23 protein-coding genes are annotated in these 22,689 nt (G+C 35.2%); 15 read left to right on the top strand and 8 right to left on the bottom strand.

Going from position 1 to position 22,689, the window contains the following annotated elements:
- Positions 1–221 precede the first annotated feature (221 nt).
- Positions 222–653, bottom strand: coding sequence for an NIPSNAP family protein (locus AC57AW_RS12385; RefSeq protein ID WP_496352115.1), 432 nt, complete (start codon positions 651–653; stop codon positions 222–224).
- A gap of 203 nt (positions 654–856) precedes the next feature.
- On the opposite strand from AC57AW_RS12385, the gene AC57AW_RS12380 reads away from it, so the two are divergent.
- Genes AC57AW_RS12380 through AC57AW_RS12370 form a run of 3 tightly spaced genes read left to right on the top strand, consistent with a single transcriptional unit; the run spans position 857 to position 3,783 of the window.
- Positions 857–1,459, top strand: coding sequence for a phosphatase PAP2 family protein (locus tag AC57AW_RS12380; RefSeq protein ID WP_496352114.1), 603 nt, complete (start codon positions 857–859; stop codon positions 1,457–1,459).
- Positions 1,460–1,467: 8 nt separating this feature from the next.
- A complete protein-coding gene (locus AC57AW_RS12375; protein WP_496352113.1) occupies positions 1,468–1,971 on the top strand; it encodes a BlaI/MecI/CopY family transcriptional regulator in 504 nt (167 codons plus the stop codon).
- Positions 1,972–1,995: 24 nt separating this feature from the next.
- Entirely contained in the window at positions 1,996–3,783 is a 1,788-nt protein-coding gene (locus tag AC57AW_RS12370) for a DUF4153 domain-containing protein (RefSeq protein ID WP_496352112.1), read from the top strand.
- Positions 3,784–3,837: 54 nt separating this feature from the next.
- On the opposite strand, the gene AC57AW_RS12365 is transcribed toward AC57AW_RS12370, so the two are convergent.
- Together AC57AW_RS12365 and rbp are read right to left on the bottom strand one after the other, a co-directional pair.
- Positions 3,838–4,581, bottom strand: coding sequence for a hypothetical protein (locus tag AC57AW_RS12365; protein ID WP_496352111.1), 744 nt, complete (start codon positions 4,579–4,581; stop codon positions 3,838–3,840).
- A gap of 138 nt (positions 4,582–4,719) precedes the next feature.
- Positions 4,720–5,085: an RNA-binding regulator gene (rbp, locus tag AC57AW_RS12360; protein WP_047384580.1), complete on the bottom strand. Its 366-nt coding sequence runs from the start codon at positions 5,083–5,085 to the stop codon at positions 4,720–4,722.
- 365 nt (positions 5,086–5,450) lie between these two features.
- Between rbp and AC57AW_RS12355 the strand changes: the two genes are divergently transcribed.
- The 10 genes from AC57AW_RS12355 (at position 5,451) to AC57AW_RS12310 (ending at position 15,917) form a co-directional block, all read left to right on the top strand.
- A complete protein-coding gene (locus AC57AW_RS12355) occupies positions 5,451–5,864 on the top strand; it encodes a DUF6157 family protein (RefSeq protein WP_496352110.1) in 414 nt (137 codons plus the stop codon).
- A gap of 96 nt (positions 5,865–5,960) precedes the next feature.
- The gene (locus tag AC57AW_RS12350) at positions 5,961–6,356 is read left to right on the top strand and encodes an acyl-CoA thioesterase (RefSeq protein ID WP_318846114.1); all 396 of its coding nucleotides are present in this window, start codon (positions 5,961–5,963) and stop codon (positions 6,354–6,356) included.
- Entirely contained in the window at positions 6,353–6,913 is a 561-nt protein-coding gene (locus tag AC57AW_RS12345; RefSeq protein ID WP_318846115.1) for a helix-turn-helix domain-containing protein, read from the top strand. Before AC57AW_RS12350 ends, AC57AW_RS12345 begins: the two co-directional genes overlap by 4 nt.
- Before the next feature lie 206 nt (positions 6,914–7,119).
- Complete coding sequence (locus tag AC57AW_RS12340; protein ID WP_496352109.1) at positions 7,120–9,984, top strand: heavy metal translocating P-type ATPase; 2,865 nt, start codon at positions 7,120–7,122, stop codon at positions 9,982–9,984.
- Positions 9,985–9,988: 4 nt separating this feature from the next.
- The gene (locus tag AC57AW_RS12335; protein ID WP_496352108.1) at positions 9,989–10,720 is read left to right on the top strand and encodes a DUF72 domain-containing protein; all 732 of its coding nucleotides are present in this window, start codon (positions 9,989–9,991) and stop codon (positions 10,718–10,720) included.
- A gap of 295 nt (positions 10,721–11,015) precedes the next feature.
- Positions 11,016–11,882 carry a polysaccharide deacetylase family protein gene (locus AC57AW_RS12330; protein WP_496352107.1) on the top strand — a complete coding sequence of 289 codons (867 nt, stop codon included), beginning with the start codon at positions 11,016–11,018 and terminating at the stop codon, positions 11,880–11,882.
- A gap of 74 nt (positions 11,883–11,956) precedes the next feature.
- Entirely contained in the window at positions 11,957–12,616 is a 660-nt protein-coding gene (locus AC57AW_RS12325; protein WP_496352106.1) for a YggS family pyridoxal phosphate-dependent enzyme, read from the top strand.
- Positions 12,617–12,672: 56 nt separating this feature from the next.
- Positions 12,673–13,857: a sigma-54-dependent transcriptional regulator gene (locus tag AC57AW_RS12320; RefSeq protein WP_318846120.1), complete on the top strand. Its 1,185-nt coding sequence runs from the start codon at positions 12,673–12,675 to the stop codon at positions 13,855–13,857.
- Between the two features lie 102 nt (positions 13,858–13,959).
- A complete protein-coding gene (locus AC57AW_RS12315) occupies positions 13,960–15,321 on the top strand; it encodes an MATE family efflux transporter (RefSeq protein WP_318846121.1) in 1,362 nt (453 codons plus the stop codon).
- A gap of 95 nt (positions 15,322–15,416) precedes the next feature.
- Complete coding sequence (locus AC57AW_RS12310; RefSeq protein WP_496352105.1) at positions 15,417–15,917, top strand: hypothetical protein; 501 nt, start codon at positions 15,417–15,419, stop codon at positions 15,915–15,917.
- Positions 15,918–16,026: 109 nt separating this feature from the next.
- Here the strand turns inward: AC57AW_RS12310 and AC57AW_RS12305 are convergent, their stop codons facing one another.
- The gene (locus AC57AW_RS12305; protein ID WP_318846123.1) at positions 16,027–16,530 is read right to left on the bottom strand and encodes a GNAT family N-acetyltransferase; all 504 of its coding nucleotides are present in this window, start codon (positions 16,528–16,530) and stop codon (positions 16,027–16,029) included.
- Positions 16,531–16,956: 426 nt separating this feature from the next.
- Positions 16,957–17,520, bottom strand: coding sequence for a Crp/Fnr family transcriptional regulator (locus tag AC57AW_RS12300; protein WP_496352104.1), 564 nt, complete (start codon positions 17,518–17,520; stop codon positions 16,957–16,959).
- A 76-nt stretch (positions 17,521–17,596) separates the two neighbouring features.
- On the opposite strand from AC57AW_RS12300, the gene AC57AW_RS12295 reads away from it, so the two are divergent.
- Positions 17,597–18,286: an HAD family hydrolase gene (locus tag AC57AW_RS12295; RefSeq protein WP_496352103.1), complete on the top strand. Its 690-nt coding sequence runs from the start codon at positions 17,597–17,599 to the stop codon at positions 18,284–18,286.
- 173 nt (positions 18,287–18,459) lie between these two features.
- Here AC57AW_RS12295 and AC57AW_RS12290 read toward each other — a convergent pair whose 3' ends face one another.
- Positions 18,460–20,862 (bottom strand): alpha/beta hydrolase family protein, encoded by a 2,403-nt coding sequence (locus tag AC57AW_RS12290; RefSeq protein ID WP_496352102.1) that lies wholly within the window; start codon positions 20,860–20,862, stop codon positions 18,460–18,462.
- 118 nt (positions 20,863–20,980) lie between these two features.
- Between AC57AW_RS12290 and AC57AW_RS12285 the strand changes: the two genes are divergently transcribed.
- Positions 20,981–21,130 (top strand): bacteriocin-like protein, encoded by a 150-nt coding sequence (locus tag AC57AW_RS12285; RefSeq protein WP_413228574.1) that lies wholly within the window; start codon positions 20,981–20,983, stop codon positions 21,128–21,130.
- A gap of 58 nt (positions 21,131–21,188) precedes the next feature.
- On the opposite strand, the gene AC57AW_RS12280 is transcribed toward AC57AW_RS12285, so the two are convergent.
- Positions 21,189–21,617: a DoxX family protein gene (locus tag AC57AW_RS12280; protein ID WP_496352101.1), complete on the bottom strand. Its 429-nt coding sequence runs from the start codon at positions 21,615–21,617 to the stop codon at positions 21,189–21,191.
- 66 nt (positions 21,618–21,683) lie between these two features.
- On the bottom strand, positions 21,684–22,559 hold the full coding sequence (gene era, locus AC57AW_RS12275) for a GTPase Era (RefSeq protein WP_318846128.1): 876 nt from the start codon (positions 22,557–22,559) through the stop codon (positions 21,684–21,686).
- Positions 22,560–22,689: the final 130 nt, after the last annotated feature.

Genomic DNA, 22,689 nt, shown 5'->3' with positions numbered 1-22,689 from the left:
GTAAAATCTATTTGCAGGCCGAATGGATTATTCTTAATTTTCGACCCGGGGAAAGACTGATAAAGCCACGTTTTATCCCTTCCTTTCTTACCGTGATATATAAAAAATCGTCCTATTCATAAGGTTTTTCTGAAACAATCCATTAGTTGAGGATATCAGAATTCATTACTTTTTGTTCTCTTATTTCTTTCCTCTTTAATTATTGTTAATATATCTTTTGGTTATTTCAACAGCTTTTTTTCCGGGGAAAAATCTGTAAGCTTCAAGGTTCTGTCTTCAATTTCATTAACGAAATTACCATATTGCTTTGCTGTTCTGGCTTTAATTTCCTTCCATTCGTTATCTGCCATAAATCCTTCCCATGCAGTTTTCATAGCAGCTTCATCCTTCCACTCAATCAGGTAAACAAATTCTGATTTTTCCCTGAACTCTGATTCCCATATCGATACAATAGTAAAACCATATTTCTTCATTATTCTGAGTGCATGGTCACGAAAACGATCCAGAAAAACCTGTCTATTCTCTTTGGGAACTTCATAAATCCTTAACTGATGTACAGGAACTGGCAGCGCAGAAGTATTCCCCTGAGAAAGCTTTTGCCCGAAAGTAAAATAACTTGTGATTATCAATAAGAATGTGAATAGATGTTTCATTATAAAATAAGATTAAAACTGATGAATTAAAGGTATACATTTTCGGCAAAATTTAATATTAATTTAAAATGACTGAGAAAGATCTCATTTCACCAAAAGCAACTGATACTGAATTGTTTTTATATGAAACGCTCTCTTTCATACCTCTGTTTTCCGTTTGGTTTTTGAGGTTATAATGGTATATTTGGTTTTTAAACTTGATTATGGAAGAAAAGCAGTCTTCATTATTACACAAAATTTCAAAAGTCATCTCTGATTTTTTCAATCCTCTGGTCTCTCTGATCTTATTTTTTATCTATATGAGCATCCGGGAATATACCCTTAAAGATTCTATGCTGTACTTCATTCCTATATTAGCAATGATTATTATTCCGGTTGTCATTTGGCTGGTATGGAATGTGAAAACAGGAAGATATACCAATATGGACGTATCCAACCGGGTTCAAAGAAAAACGCTGTATATATTTATTGCAGCCTGTGTGATTGCCTATCTTCTTTTCAATTACATCAGAAACGGATCTGTTGATCTTGTCATGCTGTTTATTTTAATTCTTCTTTTTGCTTTACAGATCAGCAATCTTTTCATCAAAAGTTCAATGCATACTGCATTCAATATATTTGTAGCCGCTTTATTCTTTAACCTTGACTGGAAAATGGGTCTGCTATGGCTGGGAATTGCCGCTTTAGTAGGAATTACCCGTGTTATTTTAAAAAGACATACAGTAAAAGAAGTATTTATGGGGGCTGGAATAGCTTTTATGGTATCTTTTATCTATCTTTATTGCAATATTCAATTTCAACATTAGAATACTCTATGAAAATAAATCATCTTACTGCCGCAGAAGAAAACTTCATGAAGCTGTTTTGGAAAATGGAATCTTTCTATCTGAAGGACGTTATGGAGCAGCATCCGGAGCCGAAACCACACCAGAATACGGTTTCCACTTATTTGAAAATATTGGTTGAGAAAGGTTATCTATCCACTGTAAAAGAAGGAAGAATCTTCAAATATACTGTACTTGTTCCTTTGGATGGATATAAAAAATTCCTTTTGAAAGAACTTTCACATAACTTTTTTAATAATTCTGGGAAGGAAATTCTGGAACTTCTATTAAGTGAAAAACTAATTTCACAGGAAGATATGAAAGGCCATTTTGATCTTAAAATCGAAATAAAACCAGCAAAAATTGAAGAACCTAAGTTTGAATTTGCTGAAGAAATCTTGAGTCCTAAAAAAGAAAAGAAAACCAAAGGAAAAGAGAAGGAGAAGGAGAAGGAGAAAGACAAGGACAAAAAGAAAAAGAAGAAAAAAGATTAATCTTACCCTCAAAAACACCAAATCATGAAAACAAAATTCCAGGAAACTTTAAGCCGGGCCGGCGAAGTCATCTTCCGTTATCCGATGGTTTTAGCAGTAGCTTTATTAGCTGCAATTGGTGCCATCTGCATTGCTGAAACAGAGCTTAATGAAGTTACAGCATATATTAAGTTTACCATTTGTGCCTGTCTCGGGATTTCACTGATGTTTGCCCTGAAAATGGTATCACAGAGAATCGGGAAAGAATTACTCTTACACCTCTGTGGAGTTGCTTTCCTTATTGGATTCTATTGTATTCTGCCCGATAAAAAGAATAATTTCACAGAGATCTATATTTATATCATTGCAGTTACAGCACTTCTCTCCCACTTACTGGTTTCTTTCATTCCGTTTCTTGAGAAAGACAAGGAACTCAGGTTCTGGCAGTACAACAAAAATCTTTTTGTCAATTTTTTCCTGACTGTTGTATTTACCGGGGTCTTAACCGGCGGCGTTGAATTGGCTATTTTAGCCGTCGATAAACTTTTTGATTTTCATTTTCATCACAGAATTTATACCGATACATTTTTTGTTCTGGCTATTTTCGGAAGTAGTTTTATTTTCCTTTTGTTCAGTGATAAAGGTTTAAATAATCTTGAAAAAGATGGAACATATCCTGTTGTTTTAAAGTTCTTCACTCAATTTATCTTAATCCCGCTGCTTCTTATTTATGTAGCAATTCTTTATTTTTACTCTTTTAAAATCCTGATCAACTGGCAGCTTCCAAGAGGCTGGGTTTCCTACCTTGTTTTAGCCTACAGTATTGTTGGGATTCTGGCGTTATTACTGGTACATCCATTAAAAGAGGAAAATGCAAAATCATGGGTTAAAATTTTTTCAAAGGCATTCTATTACACCATTGTTCCTTTAATCATCCTTCTTTTCACAGCTATTTTTACAAGAATTCTGGAGTATGGTTACACAGAACCAAGATACTTTGTTTTTCTACTCGCGCTTTGGCTGTTAAGCATTGTTATCTATTTTATTTTCAGCCGAAAGGCTACGATAAAGTTTATTCCGGTCAGTTTATTTTTGTTTGGAGCTTTTGCTTTAATCTTCCCTTACTTCAATGCTTTCAGTGTCGCCAAGAGAAGTCAGAAGGCCGAGCTGATGAATATTTTAAATCAAAATCAGTTAATCAGTGCTGGTAAAATTAATTTCAATAAAAAAGTTACCGATACAGTCCGTAATGAAATTGCTGATAAATTTGAATTTCTTGCAGAAAGAAAACAAGGTGATTTTTTATCAAATTTCCTGAACCCAAAAGACCAAGCTGAATTATCAGACAATATTGAAAAAGGTTCATTTTACAGCGTCAATTATACGATTCAAGATAAATTTTCAAATGTAAATATCACTGTAAAGAACAGACCTTACGACCTCAATAGAATAGTTCTTGTACCTGAAAAACAAAGCATAGGAATCCAAAATTATCAATATTTACTTTCATTCCATCGTTACAGCAATGAGCCACAGAAACTGAATGAAGACCAGTTTCAACTTACAGATCAGCTGACTGACAGATCCTCATTGATATTAAGATTAAATTCTAAGGAAGAAGTAGATTTCGGACCGCAAATCATTCAATTATTTGAAGAAAATAAAAACAAAAAAGGAACTGTAAAGGTTCCTGAAATAACAATGGAATCCGATTTGGGCAAATACCATGTTAAACTTATTTTCAGTGAGATTACAAAAGAAAAATATTCCGACAATGCAGTAGCCAGCATCTATTATGAGAATGTTTATATTCTGATAAGATTAAAACAATAAATTACAAAAAAAGACTGCCCAAAGGACAGTCTTTTTTATTGTATATATGCGTTTTTATCTCTGAGTTCCTGAGCTCCAAATTGGAGAATAATCTCCATAGATTACAAGATTCCCATCATTTTGTACCGTAAGTTTTACAGCTCCTTTTCTGTCAGTATTTGAACTCCATACCGCTCTATTATAAGAATCATATACAACCAGGTTTCCATCCCCTTGAAATTCTGCTCTGCCACCTTTGTTATCTGTTGCAGTAGCCCAGATCGGATTACCGTTTCTGTTAGCCAAAACCAGGTTACCATCATCCTGGAAAACTAAATAATAATTACGGTCAGAAGAATAAAGCTTCACATCTTTACGGAATTTATGGCCGGTTCTTACATAATCATTGCCACGCCCATTATTGTTATTATCCTTTGAACCTCCCTGAGAAGCCCATAAAGGGTTAGACCCATTGTAAATAACAAGATTACCATCATCCTGAACGGATAACTTATCTGCTCCTTTACCATAAGTATTTGAACTAAAAGCAACACCATTCCCTCTTGTGTATACTACAAGATTACCATCTTCCTGAAAAATAGCTCTTACCCCTCTGTTTGTCGTTTTTGATTCCCATGCAGGAGCGCCAGATTTGCTATAATAAACAAGGTTTCCATCATTCTGAAAGATCAGATAATATCTTCCGTTATCTGCCCAGTACTTTCTGTCCTGCTTTATCGCCTGGCCCGCATAGATGCTTTGTGCATTGATTAATAATCCGCCAAACACCACCATTAATGCTAATAAATGTTTTTTCATTATAATTACTTTTTGATTGATTGATAATTTTCTAAAATTATGCCAAAACATCATAATATTTCAATACAAACTCTAATCAAATGATTTACTGGAAATTAAATTGCATAAAAAAAGCGGCTAAAAGCCGCTTCATATTTTTTACCAACGATTTCCGCCGCCTCCGCCACGGTTGTTGTTACCACCACCATAGCCACCGCCACGGTTGTTGTTACCACCACCATAACCTCCGCCACGGTTGTTGTCGAAGCTTCTTCTTGGTTTTTCTTCTCTAGGCTTAGCCTCAGATACGTTTAGAGCTTTTCCGTTGAATTCTTTTTGATTAAGAGCTTCAATAGCCTGCTGTCCTTCTTCATCACCCATCTCTACGAAACCGAAACCTCTAGAACGACCAGTTTCTCTGTCTGTAACGATTTTAGCTGATGATACATCACCAAATTCTGCGAATAGATCGTGCAACTCATACTCTTTAGTTGCGTAATTGATGTTTGAAACAAAAATGTTCATTTTGAATAAATTATAAAAATTAATAAAAATTTGGTATATAAAAGAAAAACAACATAAATTAATGAACAAATATTGATTCCAAATATAAACGTATGCAAGATACAATTAAAAACTTCAAATCAAAGCTTTTTTTTAATATTTCTCACATTATGTTGAGTCTAATAAAATAAAAACCACCAAAAACAACATAAACAAACTGATTATCAATGTATTAAATACAAAAATCAACTATTATAAAATTAGTTAAATTTTCAAAATAAAAATTAACTAAAGCATCTATACGCTTGAAATACATACGATAGTATCCTATTTATAGGTCTCTTTACTATTTGAATTCAATAAAAATATCAATTAAAATCCAGAAAATGAAACAATACACCACCAATTACACCAATACCTTTATAGAAATAGCCGAAGATTGTCCCGTTTCCCAGGCTCAGATCCCTCCTGAGAAAAAAGAAAAAACAGTCGCCAATCTTCAATATGATAAACTTATAAACAACCCTTATCAATATTCATCAGATGACATTATTTTTGAATGCTATGCCATTAAAAATGATATTTCAGAAAATGAAAAACAGGAAGAAAGAGAAAAATTCTTTTCCAAAGGCCAGGCCTGCCTTCGAGCTTCTCCATTAGCCAAAAGATATGGATTCGGAATTCATCATAATAAGGAAGAGAAAGTAGCCCTGGTTCCTATAGACAGCAAGGAATATCACGCGTTACTGAATGATATTTCTATTACAAAAACGAAAGCTATGCGCTCCAAAAGAAAATGATTGAGAAAATGAATCATTATTTTCAGATCAATAAATGCTATTCTGTTGAAAAAATCAGCTATTAACACTAAATTTGTACTACAAAATTATTAAAAGATGAACTACCATACCAGAAAATGGGTAAAACCCGAAGATTTAAATCCTAATCATTCTCTTTTCGGAGGAAGACTCTTGCAATGGATTGATGAAGAGGCTGCATTATATGCTATTATCCAGTTGGAAAACACAAAAGTGGTGACCAAATTTATCTCTGAAATTAATTTTGTCAGCTCTGCCAAACAGGGAGACATTATAGAAATAGGGATTGAAGCTTCTCATTTCGGATCCTCCTCTGTTACTTTAAGATGTGATGTACGAAATAAGATGACCCATCAAACCATTATTACTGTAGAAAAAATCGTAATGGTAAACCTGGATGAGGAAGGCAACCCTTCTCCCCATGGCAAAACTCAGATTGAATTCGTAAAAGACAGGTTAAACAGCAGCTTATGAAGATTTTCATAAAAAACATGGTCTGCAACAGGTGCATTGCGGCAGTGGAAAATATCTTCCGTAATGCAGGTGTAAAAACAAGTGCGGTCTTATTAGGTGAAGCTGAAACAGAAACCGAAGTTTCTCCTGAAAAGATGCAGGCCATAGAAAAAGAGCTGCTTGATACAGGTTTTGAAAGAATTATGGATTCTGCGCATCAGATTGCTGAGAAAATCAAAAATCTGATCATTTTAAAGATTAGCGATCTTGATATTGCTGAAGACTTTCTGCTTTCAGAATTTTTAAGTTCAAAACTTAATAAGGATTACAGTGCCCTTTCCAAAACATTTTCACAAAACGAAAATATCACATTAGAACAGTTCTTTATTCTTCAGAAAATTGAAAAGGTAAAAGAACTTCTTCTTTATAATGAATTTAATCTTACTGAAATTGCAGGAAAGCTGGGCTATAAAAGCGTTCAGCATCTCTCTTCCCAATTCCGGAATACTACCGGGTTTACTCCCACCGAATTCAAAAAACTTAAAGAACACAATCGTAAAGCGCTTGATAATCTATAAGTAAGAGCCTTTGATAGTATGGGGTGAAAGAGTTAAATATTCCTAATTTCACTTACAACCCCTCATACTCTCAAACGCTTTGCACTCTCACACCCTACAATTCTCCCACTTCTTAAACCTCCAACCTAATTTTATAACTAATATCCTTAAATTTATAACAACCTTAATGTTCCTTTTTGGAAATTTGTATTATAATTTTAAGAATCATGGAACAACAGTATAAAATACTCGGAATGACCTGTTCTGGCTGTCAGAAAAAGATTTCTAACCAACTGAACAATATTGAAGGTGTGCAAGCCGATGTAAATCTGGAAAACAATACCGCAACCATTACTTCCGATCATGAAGTAAAACTTTCAGTTTTAAATGAGGCTTTGGCAGAAATAGGAAAATACAGACTTGAAGATCCGAATAATCCTGAGAAAGCCTTTGTAAAGCCTCAGGACCGCGTATCTCCATCTTCAGTATACTATTGTCCAATGGAATGCGAAGGAGATAAAGTATATTTCAAACAAGGTGAAAGATGCCCTGTATGCAAAATGTACCTGGTACCCATTGAAGAAAAACTAGCTAAAGATCCTAATCATAAGCCAACTTATTCTGTAACCAATCTTCCCGAAAACTTTAAAAACAGTATAGGAAAACACTATTGCCCTATGTTTTGTGAAGGGAATAAAGTATATGATGAAAAAGGAGACTGTCCGGTTTGCCACATGCATTTAGAGCCTATCACTGAAGAACTCGTTCAAAAAGGAAGTTCACACCAGCATCATTCTCACGCCCACGCTCATAATCATCATGATCATCACAGTCATAATCACGAAGCTCCTAAAGTAACTGATGAGATGGCAGGCCGATACTACTGCCCTATGTATTGTGAAGGAGATAAAACCTATGATTCCAATGTAGGATGCCCTGTCTGCGGGATGGATCTTGTGAAATATCCGGAAAAGAAAACAGCAAAATATACCTGTCCTATGCACCCAGAAATCATTCATGATGAACCAGGAAGCTGTCCGATCTGCGGAATGGATCTCGTAAGAATGCCAGACAGCGGTGACGATGAAGAAGATGAAACATACAATATATTAAAAAGGAAGTTCATTACCTCATTAGCATTCACCATTCCTGTTTTCATTCTTTCAATGGGCGGAATGTTTATCAATTTTCCCTTTTCTCATCAGATTCAGGGATTTATTGAACTTGCTTTGACTCTTCCGGTAATGTTTTATTCAGGATGGTTCCTGCTGAAAAGAGGTTGGGTTTCTTTTAAAACATGGAATCTCAACATGTTCAGTCTTATCGTTTTGGGCGTGGCAGCTGCATTTATTTTCAGTATTGCAGCGTTAGTATTCCCGGATATTATTCCACACGAAATTCGTGGGCACAACCATGAAATTCCACTATATTTTGAGGCAGTCTGTGTGATTTTAACCCTTGTTATTTTAGGGCAGTTAATGGAAGCTGCTGCTCATAAAAAAACAGGTAATGCCATCAAAGAATTGATGAATCTTTCACCGGACGAGGCCAACCTCATTGTAAATGGCGAAGAAAAGAAAGTGCTTCTTTCTCAGGTGAAAATTGGAGATTTATTAAAAGTAAAACCGGGTGAAAAAATTCCTGTGGACGGAAAAATTACCGAGGGAAATTCTATCGTAGACGAAAGTATGATTACTGGTGAACCTATTCCTGTTGAAAAGAATGTAGATGATAAAGTATCTTCGGGAACGATAAACGGCAATCACGTATTCATAATGAAGGCTGAAAAAGTAGGAGATGAAACTCTCCTTTCACAGATCATTAAAATGGTCAATGAAGCCAGCCGAAGCAAAGCTCCAATCCAGAAGCTTACTGATAAAGTTTCAAAAGTATTTGTTCCTGTAGTAATTCTTATTGCTGTACTTACTTTTATTCTGTGGCAGTTTTTCGGCCCGGAAGGAAAAAGAACTTTATTTGCATTCGTGAATGCTGTGGCTGTTTTAATTGTTGCATGTCCGTGTGCCCTGGGGTTAGCAACTCCTATGTCCTTAATGGTGGGAATCGGGAAAGGTGCTAAAAACGGAATCCTGATTAAAAACGCAGAAGCTCTTGAACAAATGAATAAAGTAAATGTTTTGATCACAGATAAAACAGGAACTTTAACGGAAGGAAAACCTTCAGTAGAACATATTGAAACCGTAACCGGAGATCAGAATCAGATTTTAAAACTGGCCTTTTCATTGAACCAGAACTCAGAACACCCACTTTCCAATGCTGTAATAAAAAGAGCAAAAGAAGAAAATATAACTTCTGAAAAAGTAGATCAGTTTGAAAACATTTTAGGAAAAGGAGTGAAAGGAAATATTAATGGTAAAACGGCTTATTTAGGAAATGAAAACCTGTTAACCTCACATCAGATCATCATTCCGGAAAATTTAAAACAAAAAGCTGTGGAAGTACAGTCAAAGGCACATACCATCTCTTATATTGCACAGGATCAGCAGGTGCTTGGCTTCATCAGTTTTACAGATAAGATAAAGGAGAGCTCCAAAAAAGCCATTAAACAGCTGATGAGCGAAGGAATTGATGTCATTATGATGACCGGAGACAATGAACATACAGCCAAAGCCGTAGCCGATGAATTAGGGATCAAACATTTCAAAGCCAATTGTCTTCCGGAAGATAAACTGAACGAAGTAAAAAGGCTGCAACAACAAGGTAAGATTGTTGCTATGACCGGAGACGGAATTAATGACTCTCCTGCCCTTGCCCAATCTAATGTAGGAATCGCTATGGGAACAGGAACAGATGTAGCCATTGAAAGCGCTGAGATTACTTTATTAAAAGGAGATATTATTGGGGTTGCAAAAGCGAAATTACTAAGTGAAAAACTTCTCAAAAACATTAAAGAAAACCTGTTCTTTGCATTTATATATAATGTACTGGGAGTTCCAGTAGCGGCAGGATTATTGTATCCATTCTTCGGAATTCTGTTATCACCAATGATTGCAGCTGCTGCTATGAGTGTCAGTTCTCTGTCTGTGATTCTGAATTCATTGAGATTAAATTCCGTGGATCTGGATATAAAATAACATCATGACAAAAGAAAATCTTTACATAGGGTGTTCAGGATTTTATAATAACGACTGGAAAGGGTCTTTATATCCTGAAGATGCCCCAAGTAAAGATTTTCTTTCTTTATATTCAAAAACATTCAACTCAGTAGAAATTAATTCTACTTTTTATAGAAAACCCACATCAAAAACACTTTTGAAATGGTATGATGAAACTCCTGATTCTTTCAGATTTTTTATTAAAATCCCAAAAACGATTACCCATATCAACCGTCTTGAAAATTCGAAAGAAGACATTACAGCATTCTGCAGTCATATCCAAAGCCATCTGAAGGACAAACTCTCCGGATTTCTATACCAACTTCCTCCTTCCTTTACAAACACATCGGAAAATAGAGAACGTATCATCAGTTCTATCGATCATACATTTCTGAATGTCATTGAATTCCGGCACAACTCATGGTGGCAAAAAGAAGTTTTTGATCTTTTAAAAGATCTTAATATTGTTTTTTCAGGCGTAAGCTTTCCGGGTGATCTTCCTGAAGATTTGATTGTCAATCATCCAGCCATACTCTATTACAGACTTCACGGAAAACCTGTCCTTTACAAATCTGAATACAGCGAAAGTTTTTTGAATGAACTTGCCGGGAAGATTAAAAATTCTGAACAAACTTCTTTTATATTTTTCAATAACACCTGGGGAACTTCAGCTATTAAAAATTCACTGTACCTAAAAAGTATTTTAGACAAATAAGAATCTTTTTATTTCAGCCACCTGGTTGTACTCAAAAATAATTCCCTATTATATGAGGAATATTGAAACCTTAATAAATATAGAAAACAACTATCGGTTTCGTATTTATAAATGTTAAAAAACAAAGAAAAAGAAACCATAACTTTACTATGCAGAAGTTAATGGAAATCTCCTTTAAAATAAAGTTCTTAAAATAAACTTAAAAAGGCGAAACTCAGTAAAATATGGCATATAATTTGTTAACTTTTAACTGTTATTTTTAACAATCTTTAACAATTTAAATTCCATAACCTTTATGAGAAAAATTTTTGCGGGAAAGTCAAGAAATAAGACTTTTCTCGGGATGTTTGCATTGATGAGTGCAACTTCGGCTTTATTGTACAGCTGTAATTTCAAGAATGAAGTGAATAGTGACCCTGTCGTCAATTCACAGGAACATCCTTCCGCAGAAATAGTCCCCAAAATGGACGATGAAAGCGTAGACCCGGATAAAAGAGTGATCTACCTTACCTTCGATGACGGCCCCAATCAGGGAACCGAAAATCTTCTAAAAATCCTGGACAAAAGAAATGTTTGTGCAACCGCCTTTCTGGTAGGGAAACACGCCTATGGAAGCAAAAAACAGAAAGACGACCTGCTGCTTCTGAAGCAAAACCCTCTTATAGAACTGGCCAACCACAGCTTTAGTCATGCCCACAACAAATACACGGATTTTTATAAAAATGCTGAATCTGTAGTTCACGATTTTGATATCGCCAAAGACAGCCTGAAGCTTTCTGATAAAATAGCAAGAACTCCGGGAAGAAATATCTGGAGACTTAATAATATAAATGTAACCGACATCAAAAGTTCTACTGCAGCCGCTGATGGTCTTAAAAATGCGGGCTATAAAGTAATCGGATGGGATCTTGAATGGAGACCTTCCCAAAAAATGACTTTAAAAGGAAGCCATGAAGCGATGATCAAGAAAGTTGACAGTATTTTCTTTAACGACCTTGAAAAAACTTCAAGACACCTTGTTTTTCTTACTCATGATCAATATCTCAGAGATACAGATTCCATCAATGAGCTGGACCTGTTTATTGAAAAATTACAGAAGAGCAACAAGTTTGTTTTCAGAAAGATTTCTCAATATCCTAAGATCAATGAGGTTTTGAATTAATTTTTCTGTAAAAGCTCCCCATAAAATGGGTTGATGTCTGGCAACTGTCAGCGAAATTTCGGAAATTTGCATCTATGAGTATTAAAGAAAATTATAAATCCATAAAAAACCAGCTGCCATCCAATGTTCAGCTGGTTGCTGTTTCCAAAACACATCCTGCTGCTGCAGTTCAGGAAGTATACGATCTGGGACAAAGAATTTTTGGAGAAAACAAGGTACAGGAACTGATGGAGAAACACCCTCTCCTTCCTCAGGATATCCAATGGCACCTTATCGGTCATTTACAGACCAATAAAGTAAAATATATTGCTCCTTTTATAGATACGGTACAAAGTGTGGATTCTGAAAAGTTATTAGCAGAAATCAACAAGGAATCAGTGAAAAACAACAGGATCATTAAGGTTCTGCTGCAGGTAAAAATTGCGGCTGAAGAAAGTAAATTCGGGCTTGAAATCTCAGAGGCAAAAGATCTGTTTCAGCAGTATATTGAAGGCCAGTTCTCCAATATTGAAATTACTGGTTTAATGGGAATGGCAACATTTACGGATGATGAACAACAGGTCAGAAATGAATTTTTAATCCTGAAGGGGCTTTTTGATGAATTAAATCAATTAAAACCACTAAATACATTATCAATGGGAATGAGTGATGATTTCCCGGCAGCTATTGAGTGTGGTGCTAACTCTGTGAGAGTTGGATCTGCAATTTTTGGAAGAAGAGACTATTCAAAATAGAATATTTAGGTATGGTTTTTGCTAATAATTGAAACAAAAAATTTAAATTTGCAACTATGCAAAAAATCCTTATAGTAGAAGACGAAAAAGCAATCTCGGGAGTACTTCACAGTATTCTTTCGGATGAACTAACCGATTATGAATTTGTTATCGCTGAAGACGGCCTTGAAGGTTACAAGCAGGTAGAAAAAGAAGATTTCGCATTGGTGATTTCTGATATTAAGATGCCTAAACTTTCAGGAACTGAACTTTTGAAGCAAAGTCTCGCATTAAAACCAGAAACTACTTTTATCATGATCTCAGGCCACGCAGATATTGATTCTGCTGTTTCCTGTTTGAAAGAGGGTGCATACGATTTTATCTCCAAGCCTATTGATATCAACAGATTGATCACGAGTGTGAAAAATGCTTTGGTGAAGGAAACTCTGAAGAAAGAAAACAAAAATCTTCAGACTGAAAATAAAACCTTAAAAAGAAAAGTAAACAAAAAATACCAGATGATCGGTAATTCTCCTGCTCTTCAAAAGATTCAGGATATGATCGAAAAAGTAGCCGTTTCTGACGCCAGAGTTCTTATTACAGGGCCTAACGGTGCCGGAAAAGAATTGGTAGCTCATGCAATCCACAATCAAAGTGAACGTGCAAGAGGACCTATGATAGAGGTAAACTGTGCTGCAATTCCGTCTGAGCTTATTGAGTCTGAACTTTTCGGACACGTAAAAGGATCTTTTACAGGAGCTATTAAAGATAAGCAGGGAAAATTTGAGCAGGCTAACGGTGGTACGATCTTCCTTGATGAGATTGGTGACATGAGTCTTATTGCTCAGGCTAAGGTATTGAGAGCTCTTCAGGAAAGCAAAGTTTCTCCTGTAGGAAGTGATAAAGAAATAAAAGTTGACGTAAGAGTAATTGCGGCAACCAATAAAAATATGCAGAAAGAAATTGAGGAAGGGAAATTCAGAGAAGACCTTTACCACAGACTTTCTGTTATTGAAATCTATGTTCCACCACTAGATGACAGGAAAGATGATATCAAATTGCTGGTTGAGCATTTCTCAGGTATGATTGCTGATGAACATGGTACTGCTATGAAAAAGTTTGATGATAAAGCTGTTGATGCTTTAAAAGCTCTTTCATGGACTGGAAATATCAGGGAATTAAGGAATGTTGTGGAAAGATTGATTATTCTTGGTGGAAACACTGTTTCTGAAGGTGACGTTGCAAGTTTTGTAAGGAAATAATAAAGCTATTATTTACAATATTATACAAATTTGCAGTGTACCCACACTGCAAATTTTTTTTGTCCCTATTTTAATTATAAACTATATGAATCTTAAAATATTATGAAATTTTTAAACAAAAACTATACGAAAGAATGCCTGACTTTGGCTCTGCCTGTGATGCTCACCCAGGTGGGGCAGGTTTCGGTAAACTTATTCGATAATATTATTGTCGGAAAACTTTTGGGTGCTGATGCATTGGCATCCGTATCATTGGGGAATGCTGTGTTTTTCTCAATATTTGTATTAGCCCTGGGCTTTTCGTTTGCCATCCCGCCACTGGTTTCGGAAGCACATTCAAAGCAGGATCATGCTACCATCAATTCTGTTTTCAGTCACGGTTTTATCATCAATATGTCTGTTGGGGTGATCCTGATGGTTATTTTACTTTTGGGGATGCCTCTACTCTATCACACAGGGCAGCCGGCCAAGATTATCCCTGATACGGTAGGCTTTTTAAGTATAATGGTAATCAGTATGATCCCGTTTATGGCATTCCAGACGCTTCGTGAAGTTTCTGAAGGACTATCTTATACCATTGGAGTTACCAAAGCAACCATTATTGCGAATATCATCAATATTGCTTTAAACTATGTCTTCATTAAAGGACTTTGGGGAATCCCTGCAATGGGTGTACAGGGATCTGCTCTGGCAACTCTGATTTCCAGAATCTTCATGGTTGTTTTCCTTTATTTTGTTTTGGTAAAAGAAGAAAAAACAAGACGTTATATTAAAGATTTCTCTTTAAAAATTCAGGATTTCTCAAAGCAGATGTTTGATAAAATGGTGAAACTGGGATTACCTACCGCTTTACAGATGTTCTTTGAAGTAACCGCTTTCGCCGGAGCTGCATTTATCTGCGGACTGATTTCTGCTCATGATATTGCTTCTCACCAGATCGCCTTAAGTATGGCTTCATTTACCTTTAACTTATGTGTTGGGTTTAGTGTTGCCTCTACGGTAATGATCGGCAGAAAAGTGGGTGAACAGAATTTTGTGGAACTCAGAAAAGTAGGAATCAACAACCTGAAGATTGCCTTTATTTTCATGTGTATCTGTGGATTGGTATTTATTTTAGGAAGAAATATACTTCCGACTTTCTTTACGAAAAAAGAAGAAGTAGAAGTAATTACCCTGGCATCAAAACTAATGATTATTGCAGCACTATTCCAACTTTCTGATGGAATTCAGGTGACTGCTTTAGGAATGCTGAGAGGGTTGCAGGATGTAAAAATTCCATCTATTTATACTTTTATCGCTTATTGGGTGATTACCATTCCTTTGGGATATTTCTTCTGTGTTACCTTGGAAATGGGAGCATTCGGAATGTGGATTGCGCTCGGATTAGGATTAACAGTTTCTGCTGTTTTCCTGGTGAAACGATTCCTGAATATGTCTGCGAAAAGAATTAAGCAGAATTCATAAACATAAAATATAAGTAAATATTGACGCAGAGCTCAAAAACTCTGCGTTTTTTATTTAACTTTATTATTTAGTAATTATGATGATATAAATCAGCTATGGATTTAACTAAAGAAGACCTTCGAAACGATGCTCTAGCTTATGATTTTAGTTTTGAAAGATTAAAGATTATCATTAATGGGCTTAAAAATGCTTTAACTTATTTATTAGATAATGAACTTAGCATTGATTGGTGGGAAACTATGGATGAAAAATATGAACATGAATCAATATATAATCTGGCTATTTTGGCTTTTGAACATTATTTAAAAACAGTATTAACAGACTATAAACTAGTTAATGAAGAAGACAACCCACAACTTTACTATTCCGATCCCGATATTTCCTTAATTTTTGTTCTGGCAAAATATATAAAAAATGAGCTGGAATCTCCACAAAAAGCTTTGAGTCATTATAATTTAAATATTCACGATTACCCTGTATACAATGGTATTATTGCCCTAAATCCCCAAAGAGATCTAGAGGAAATTGTGAAGCAAATAAAAACGTGGAGAAATAAAATTATTAATTTATATTATCAGGAATCAAAACAAAAATAATCTGCCAGGTAAAAAATAAGATGGTTTAAAATTGGAAGCGATCTTGCTAATTTTTAAGATTTTATAAGCACAAATTAAATTCACAGATAGACACAATTTTCTATCCAGCTTAATCTATTCTCTTTCCTAAAATCTTTAGACTTCTCTCAACGCCATCCAAAATTGCTACATTAGGCAGGCTTCCCCAATCTTCAAATCCAAAATATCTAAACAGTTTCAAACTTGGTTCATTATGAAGGAAAATAAGTGCTACCAGGTTTTTTACTCCAAATTTTCCAGCGTTATCAATACAATACTGAAGAATTGTTTTACCATATCCTTTTCCTCTGCAGGTTTCATCCAGATAAATGCTTACTTCCACCGTTCCGTTGTATGCTGCTCTCTCATGGAATGAACTGAAGCTTACCCATCCGATCATTTGGTTTTGATCATCTTCAACCACCCAAAGTGGTCTTGTCTGAGGGTTATGTTCTTCAAACCACTGCAGCTTGCTTTCTACAGACACTTCTTCCATATCTGCAGTTACCATTCTTGAAGCAATTGTTGAATTATATATAGCTACGATTTTATTTAAATCGGCCAATTCAGCATTTCTGAACTTTAATTTTTCCATTGATGAATATTCAACTTAATTTTACACAAATGTAATAAATTTCCAAAACACCCCATAAAAATCATTACTTAATTATTAAATATCGGTATTTAAAACAAAACACCCCTAAAAATAACAAATAAACAACTTACTATTTTATTTAAATACGCAAAGGCGCAATAGAATTAAGAGATAACATACTTTTAAGGCGCAAAGATTTTTTCTTCGATAAAATTGAATATTGCTTATTTCTAGTCACACCCAAACAGATAATAATGAAAAGATCTGCATAATTTACTTAATCTGCGAGAAAACTTATCATTATTTGCTGAAAATCCTCGATTTTCTTGCGCCTTAAAATTCTAAACATCAACATGAAAAGCCTTTGCGACTTTGCGATTTTCCAACAAAGAATAGGAATATTACTTATATATTTTTCCAACAAAATCATTTCAAATCCTTTAAGATTCGATTGAGACTTCTCACTGTGATTCCCAGATAGGCAGCCATGTCTTCTTTTGAAATCTGAATTCCCTGTTTGGACTGCATATTCAATAATTGGGTTAAAGTATGTTCTACCGTATAAAGCTGTTGGTAAGAAGCCCTGCTGGAAGTATTGATAATTCTTTCTGCAAATGAATCCAGCAATAAATGATTCAGAGTCAGATCATTCTTGATCAAAGATTTAAAATAAGAAATGGTTGTTTCATAAACAGCTACATCAGATACTGCTTTTACCCCGCATAAACAGCTGATGTTTTTAATCAATTCTACTTCTCCAAGGACTTCACCGTTTCCCAGAAATTCGACAATGTATTCCTTTCCATTTTCTTCGGTAAAATAGCATTTGGTGATCCCTTCTTTGATCAACATGACCTTTGATAATAGCTGATCCTGAACCAAAATATTTTCATCCCTGGAAAAAGATTTTAAAACGACTTCTTCTCTACCCTCCTGTTTATGATAAAGTTCTTCAAAATAATTTAAAAATGCCTGATTCGTTCGTAACATATGGATCCGGGACAAATGTCCTTTGCTTATTGAGTTTTTATACTGAATTTTGAGAACAGAAAATTACAAAACAAAAATGAATAATCATATTACTACGATTGCCTTTGATGCAGATGACACGCTTTGGATTAATGAACCCTATTTTCAGGAAGCTGAGAAAGAATTCTGTATACTGCTTGAGGATTATCTTCCGCAACATTCGGTATCACAGGAATTATTTAAAATGGAAATGCAGAATCTTCACCTTTACGGTTACGGCGTAAAAGGATTTATGCTTTGTATGATTGAAACCATTGGCAGGGTCTCCAATAACACCGCTCCGTTGGAACTGGTAAGCAAAGCCATTCACCTGGGTCAGAATCTTCTTCAGAAACCAATTGAATTATTGGATGGGGTTACAGAAACTCTTGAGAGCTTAAAGGGAAAATACAGACTGGTTGTGGCTACAAAAGGAGATCTTCTGGATCAGGAGCGCAAACTGAAAAACTCAGGGCTGCAGGATTATTTCCATCATATTGAGATTATGAGCGATAAAAAAGAAAATGATTATAAAAAGCTTCTGAAACATCTGGACTGCAACCCTGAAAATTTCCTGATGCTTGGGAATTCAATAAAATCAGATATCCTTCCGGTATTGGAAATCGGGGGAACGGCAGCTCATATTCCTTATCATGTCACATGGAGCCATGAGCAGCATGATATTAATCTGGAGCATCCGAATTTTATGGAGTTTAGGAGTGTTGATGAAATCTTGAAGCATCTTTAATATGTAAACCATTAAGGTTTATTAAGGGGGTAAGATTATTCAGATGAGCTTCGCTTTAAGCAAGTATCTCTAATGGTCTATTTATGGAGTTTTTGGATGATACCTTTAGCTTCTTTATTATTTGTTTTAATCAAAAAAAGAGACTGTTTATGATAAACAGTCTCTTTTGTAATTTATTTCTTCAAACACTTTTCAAGGAACTGATCCTGTTCCCATAAAAGGTGTAAGATATTTTCTTTAGCCTGATATCCATGGGCTTCTTTTGGAAGAAGAACCATTTTTACCGGGGCACCAAGATTTTTCAATGCCTGGAAGTATCTTTCAGTCTGTAATGTGAACGTTCCCGGATTGTTGTCTGCATCACCATGAATCAGAAGAAGCGGTGTTTTCATTTTATCCGCATTCATGAACGGAGACATCTTGTTGTAGATCTCCGGAATATCCCAGTAATTTCTCTGCTCGCTCTGGAATCCGAATGGTGTCAACGTTCTGTTATAAGCTCCACTTCTTGCAATACCACATGCAAAAAGATCAGAATGAGTCAAAAGGTTAGCCGTCATAAAAGCTCCGTAAGAATGTCCTCCTACCGCTACTTTCTTTCTGTCGATATATCCAAGATGATCTACTGCATCAATGGCAGCGGCAGCATTCGCCACCAACTGAGGGATAAAGGTATCGTTAGGCTCTGTTTTCCCTTCACCAATAATCGGGAATGCAGCATCATCCAGAACTGCATATCCTTTGGTTGTCCAGTATACAAAAGATCCGTAATACGGGAATGTAAAGTCGTTCGGGTTTTGAGTATTCTGCCCTGCTGTATTTTTATCTTTATATTCAGTAGGATAAGCCCAGATTAGCAACGGAAGCTTCTCTCTTTTCGCTTTTCTGTCGTAATTAGCAGGTAGATAAAGAGTTCCTGTTAAAGTAACACCATCATTTCTCTTATACGTAATCACTTCTTTGTAAACGTCTTTGATGCTTTCAAAAGGATTGGCAAAGTTAGTTACAGCTTCTGCTTTATTAGATTTAATATTCTTTTTAAAATAATTAGGATAAAGGCTCGGTGATTGTTGAGTTGTAAGAATTTCACCCTTTGAAGCATTAAGAATATCAATGATATCTTCTTTACCGTTTTTTATATTAGAAGTATAAAGTCTCTTCTTTTTCAGTGATTTAACGTCCATTTCATCAATAAAAGGATGCTGTCCGTCTTTGGTAAATCCATCTCCGATCAGATAGGTCTTTCCTCCTTTCATATCGATTACATATCTCCCATACTGGTTTTTCGTTGTGTTAAAGTTTCCCGGATCACTGTAAACATCCTGATAATTTCTGTCATCAAAAACTTTGGATTCTCCGTTGTTAAGATCTATCAGGTAAGATTTTGTATTTCTTGTGTCATACCAGCCTTCAGAAACAATCGCATAATGATCATTAGTCCAAACTACATCCTCATATCTCTGTTTTGTTTTGAAGAATGATTTCGGAGCTGCTGTAAATGGTGCTTCCCAGGTAAATATCTCGTCTCTGTAGTCTGCTGTTTTAGACTGATCTCCTCCGTCTAAAGCTTCAGCATAGGTAAGCGTAGCAGGAGCATCACTTCTCCATGACATGTCTCTTTTTCCCGTTCTTACAGATGAGAATCCTTTCGGCATTATTTCATTCAAAGGAACTTCGTTTACTGTTTTCACAGCATTTCCTTTCATATCATATATAACCATTGTTGACGGAAATCTGTTTAATGGAACGATATAAGAAAACGGCTTTTTAATTGTTGTAGCCATCAGGTAATTTCCGTCTGGAGAAAAACTCAAGCCGGCATACATATCCTGATCTTTCACTTTCTTAAGATTTCCTGTAAGATCTACATTATAGATTTCAGAAGCTGTAAGTGTCTCAAAGTTTTTTTCATCCTGAGGATTTTTCAAAAGATCCTGATACGTTCTGTTTTGAGAGACTTTACCATCTGCTGTTGAAACAATCGGGCCTGTCGGAAGATCTTTGGCTGCATCTATAAGGGCAGGTCTGTTTTGTGGTAGTATTCTGATCAGGAAGCTTTGAGAGTCATTATACCATACGTAAGGCATTCCCAAGTTGGCATTCAGATTATCAGCGGTAATTTTTTTGGCAGAGGCCGTTTCCATATCTACAACCCAAAGCTCTACCCCTTTATTTGTTGTATTGGTAAAAGCTAGTTTTTTCTCATCCGGTGAGAAAGAAACATATGCAATTTTTGGATTGGAAGGCATATTTTTTACCTGAATCTCATTTTTATCATTGATCTTTCTGATCTTCAGATTATTTGAGTAGGTCATGCTGCTCGAAATATTAGTAACCGGATTGATTCTCAGTCCACCCAGTTTCATTTCATTCTGGCTAAGGTCTTCCAATGTTTTATATGTTGGACGATAAGTAAAAACTACCCAGTCTTTTTTGCTGTTCATCAAAACACTTGGAGGTCTTTGATAATCTGCAAGTTTTAAAATCTCAGCAGAAGGTTTCTGATAAGTAATATTTTCCTGTGCATCATAAAAATTGAGAAATGCCAATAGGCAAATAGTCAGTTTTATCTTCATATAAATTCATTTTCTACGAATGTAGTGAATTTTAACAAATTTCTAACATGAAAAAATAAGACTCTTTTTGGTGTCATATTTGTTTTTTTATTACTTTTATCTTACAAATTAAAATAATATGAAAAATTTAAGAAAATTATCAAAAAGCAATTTGAAAACGATTAAAGGAGGAAGTGCACCATTATGTGATTCAGGCTATATGGCTTGTAGAGTAAGAGACGAAAACGGAGCCCTTATTTGGGAATGCTTACCTCATTGCAACTATTAATAACAGAAAAGGCACTTCATTTCCTGAAGTGCCTTTCTTATTTATATTCTTGTTAAGATTACCAGTCTGAAGCTCTTTTTCTTCTTTCAATCATATGATCTACCGAAACTTTTCCTGCTCCAATTACCATGAGTAAAAGATAAACGGAAAGATAAACAAGTGCCATTTCTCTTTTCTCAAAAGGATCTGCTCCATGTACTGCAAAAGCAGCGATGATCATGGTAAAGATCAGAAAACCTAAAGAAACTCTTGTAAAAAGCCCTAATATAAGTAGTATTGAACAAACAAATTCAGCAAAGACCGTAAGAATCAGAGATATCTGAGGCCCAAGTCCCATAAAATCGAAGAACTCAATTTTACCACCTGCCAATAGCATCTGAAGTTTTGGAAAGCCGTGAGACAGCATTGCAAAACCAACAAATACTCTCACTGCTAATAAAATAATATCTTTAGGTATTGAGCTCCAATTTGAATTATTATAGTTCATTTACTAAAAAATTTATACTAAGGTAATAAAAATCTTTTAATACAACGGGATTACAGCCGTTTTAGTTTATCTGTAACCGAAATTTTTAAGATCTCTGTCGTTCTTTCTCCAGTCTTTTTTCACTTTTACAAATAAATTTAAGTGAATCTTCTTGGTGAAAAACTTCTCAAGGTCTAATCTCGCTTCTGTACCTACTTTTTTAATGGCCTCTCCTTTGTGCCCGATAATAATTCCTTTCTGAGTATCTCTTTCTACATAAATAATAGAATCGATAAAGATAATTCCTTCTTTCTCCTTGAACTGCTCAGTCACTACTTCTACTGAATATGGAATTTCCTTATCATAGTTCAGAAGGATTTTCTCACGTATTGCCTCGTTTACAAAGAATCTTTCGGGTTTATCCGTATACTGATCTTTGTCGTAGTAAGGAGGATTTTCAGGAAGTAAAGATTTTATTTTAGGTAAAATAATCTCTGTATTAAAGGCATTTAACGCAGAAATAGGCAGAATTTCAGCTTTTGGAATTCTATTGTGCCAGTCTTCTACTAATTTTTCAAGGCCCGCCTGATCGGTCTGATCTACTTTGTTTAATAAAAGAAGTACAGGTACGGGGATTTTATTCAGTTTATCAATTAAAAATTCTGATGGTTCCGCTTTATCGGTAACATCTACAATAAACAGGAAAACATCAGCATCCTGTAAAGAGTCCTTTACAAAATCCATCATTTTCTCCTGCAATCCGTATTTTGGATCCAATACTCCCGGAGTATCAGAAAATACAATCTGAAGGTCATCTTCATTATAAATACCAAAAATTCTGTGGCGGGTTGTCTGAGCTTTCTGCGTAACAATCGCCAACTTCTCTCCCATTAATTGGTTCAGCAAGGTCGATTTTCCCGCATTGGGCTTTCCAACTATATTTACAAATCCAGCTTTGTGCATAAAAATAATATTACGAACTGCAAAGTTACTAAAACAAAATTGGTCTTTACGGTTAATCTTAATTTTTAAAAGAAAAAAGAGAGTTATATCCCCAGATATAGTATGAGGAAGGGAAATATTTAATGATATG

Source organism: Chryseobacterium sp. BGA-UO-ETr-SB22 (assembly GCF_059567885.1).
This window is presented reverse-complemented; position numbering and strand designations above follow the sequence as displayed.

Coding starts and splice junctions, on each gene's coding strand:
- AC57AW_RS12330 (WP_496352107.1), top strand. CDS start 11,016: ATGAGAAAAATTTTTGCGGGAAAGTCAAGAAATAAGACTTTTCTCGGG.
- AC57AW_RS12320 (WP_318846120.1), top strand. CDS start 12,673: ATGCAAAAAATCCTTATAGTAGAAGACGAAAAAGCAATCTCGGGAGTA.
- rbp (WP_047384580.1), bottom strand. CDS start 5,085: ATGAACATTTTTGTTTCAAACATCAATTACGCAACTAAAGAGTATGAG.
- AC57AW_RS12370 (WP_496352112.1), top strand. CDS start 1,996: ATGAAAACAAAATTCCAGGAAACTTTAAGCCGGGCCGGCGAAGTCATC.
- AC57AW_RS12285 (WP_413228574.1), top strand. CDS start 20,981: ATGAAAAATTTAAGAAAATTATCAAAAAGCAATTTGAAAACGATTAAA.
- AC57AW_RS12290 (WP_496352102.1), bottom strand. CDS start 20,862: ATGAAGATAAAACTGACTATTTGCCTATTGGCATTTCTCAATTTTTAT.
- AC57AW_RS12375 (WP_496352113.1), top strand. CDS start 1,468: ATGAAAATAAATCATCTTACTGCCGCAGAAGAAAACTTCATGAAGCTG.
- AC57AW_RS12295 (WP_496352103.1), top strand. CDS start 17,597: ATGAATAATCATATTACTACGATTGCCTTTGATGCAGATGACACGCTT.
- AC57AW_RS12325 (WP_496352106.1), top strand. CDS start 11,957: ATGAGTATTAAAGAAAATTATAAATCCATAAAAAACCAGCTGCCATCC.
- AC57AW_RS12345 (WP_318846115.1), top strand. CDS start 6,353: ATGAAGATTTTCATAAAAAACATGGTCTGCAACAGGTGCATTGCGGCA.
- AC57AW_RS12365 (WP_496352111.1), bottom strand. CDS start 4,581: ATGAAAAAACATTTATTAGCATTAATGGTGGTGTTTGGCGGATTATTA.
- AC57AW_RS12305 (WP_318846123.1), bottom strand. CDS start 16,530: ATGGAAAAATTAAAGTTCAGAAATGCTGAATTGGCCGATTTAAATAAA.
- AC57AW_RS12315 (WP_318846121.1), top strand. CDS start 13,960: ATGAAATTTTTAAACAAAAACTATACGAAAGAATGCCTGACTTTGGCT.
- AC57AW_RS12355 (WP_496352110.1), top strand. CDS start 5,451: ATGAAACAATACACCACCAATTACACCAATACCTTTATAGAAATAGCC.
- AC57AW_RS12280 (WP_496352101.1), bottom strand. CDS start 21,617: ATGAACTATAATAATTCAAATTGGAGCTCAATACCTAAAGATATTATT.
- AC57AW_RS12350 (WP_318846114.1), top strand. CDS start 5,961: ATGAACTACCATACCAGAAAATGGGTAAAACCCGAAGATTTAAATCCT.
- AC57AW_RS12335 (WP_496352108.1), top strand. CDS start 9,989: ATGACAAAAGAAAATCTTTACATAGGGTGTTCAGGATTTTATAATAAC.
- AC57AW_RS12380 (WP_496352114.1), top strand. CDS start 857: ATGGAAGAAAAGCAGTCTTCATTATTACACAAAATTTCAAAAGTCATC.
- era (WP_318846128.1), bottom strand. CDS start 22,559: ATGCACAAAGCTGGATTTGTAAATATAGTTGGAAAGCCCAATGCGGGA.
- AC57AW_RS12300 (WP_496352104.1), bottom strand. CDS start 17,520: ATGTTACGAACGAATCAGGCATTTTTAAATTATTTTGAAGAACTTTAT.
- AC57AW_RS12310 (WP_496352105.1), top strand. CDS start 15,417: ATGGATTTAACTAAAGAAGACCTTCGAAACGATGCTCTAGCTTATGAT.
- AC57AW_RS12340 (WP_496352109.1), top strand. CDS start 7,120: ATGGAACAACAGTATAAAATACTCGGAATGACCTGTTCTGGCTGTCAG.
- AC57AW_RS12385 (WP_496352115.1), bottom strand. CDS start 653: ATGAAACATCTATTCACATTCTTATTGATAATCACAAGTTATTTTACT.